Here is a 1,338-nt window from a genome sequence, read left to right on the forward strand (position 1 = left end):
CCGAGCACGAACGGCGGCACCGACGCGACGACCTGCGCCATCTTCGGGAACAGGCCGAGCAGCACGAGGATCACGCCGCCCGTCGCGCACACGAAGCGGCTCTTCACGCCCGTCACGCCGATCAGGCCGACGTTCTGCGAGAACGACGTATGCGGGAACGAGTTGAAGATGCCGCCGATCAGCGTGCCGAGGCCGTCGACGCGCAGGCCGCGCACGAGGCGCTCCTGGTTGACCGGGCGATCGACCATGTCGCCCACCGCGAGGAACATGCCGGTGGATTCGATGAACGTGACGAACATCACCGTGACCATCGTCACGATCGACAGCGGATCGAAGTGCGGCAGACCGAAGTGGAACGGCATCACGAAACCGACCCACGGCGCATGCGCGACGCCGTCGGTGTTCACGCGGCCGAGCGCGAAGGCGATCACGAAGCCGGCGACGATGCCGAGCAGCACCGAGATGTTCGCGACGAAACCGCGGCCGAACTTGTTGATCAGCAGGATCAGCGTGAGCACGAGCAGCGACAGGCCGAGATAGACGGGGCTGCCGTATTCGGGGTTGCCGACGCCGCCGGCCGCCCAGTTGATGCCCACTTCCATCAGCGACAGCCCGATCACGGCGATCACCGTGCCGACGACCACGGGCGGGAAGAACCGCAACAGCTTGCCGATCATCGGCGCGAGCACGATGCCGATGATGCCGGCGGCGATGGTCGAACCGAAGATGTCGAGAATGCCGAGGCCGGGGTTCGTGCCGATCGCGATCATCGGGCCGACGGCCGCGAACGTGCAGCCCATGATGACGGGCAGGCGGATGCCGAAGATCCACAGGCCGAGTGTCTGGATCAGCGTGGCGATGCCGCACGAAAACAGATCGGCGCTGATCAGGAACGCGATCTGGTCTTTCGGCAGCTTGAGCGCCGCGCCGACGATAAGCGGCACGGCGACGGCGCCGGCGTACATGACGAGGACGTGTTGCAGGCCAAGCGTTACCAGCTTGCCGGTCGGCAGCACCTCATCGCACGGATGGACCGTGTTCGATTGCATCTGTCTCACTCCATGATCTTGTTTTCGGGGTGATACGAAGTTATTCGGAATGAATCCATGCAACAAGAGCACTGGGTTCTATTCCGTTCTTTGCTGGTTCGATATGCCATTTCGGTATGGAACAGGGGGGCGATCATCGGGAAACTGCCGCGGGAGTGAGGTTCACCGGTTTTATAGCGCTTCAAAATAGCGCCGGCCCCCATGTCAAATATGGCGCGCTTTATGGTGTGTATCGGGTGAGTCGCATAGTGGCAAAAAGCGGTGTGTGGAAATCGCGCCGGGTTAACCC

General features: G+C 62.7%; 2 protein-coding genes. Both read right to left on the bottom strand.

Features of this window, described 5'->3' with window-relative positions; genetic code table 11:
- Window positions 1-1,049, bottom strand: a 1,049-nt coding sequence (locus tag JMF90_RS37360) for a nucleobase:cation symporter-2 family protein (protein WP_201326368.1), incomplete at its 3' end; no start/stop codon positions are given.
- A 5-nt stretch (window positions 1,050-1,054) separates the two neighbouring features.
- The coding region (locus tag JMF90_RS40490; protein ID WP_236598132.1) for a hypothetical protein at window positions 1,055-1,338 on the bottom strand (284 nt) is incomplete at its 5' end.

The organism is Burkholderia sp. E168m23 (assembly GCF_016586125.1).
Lineage (GTDB): Bacteria > Pseudomonadota > Gammaproteobacteria > Burkholderiales > Burkholderiaceae > Burkholderia > Burkholderia orbicola.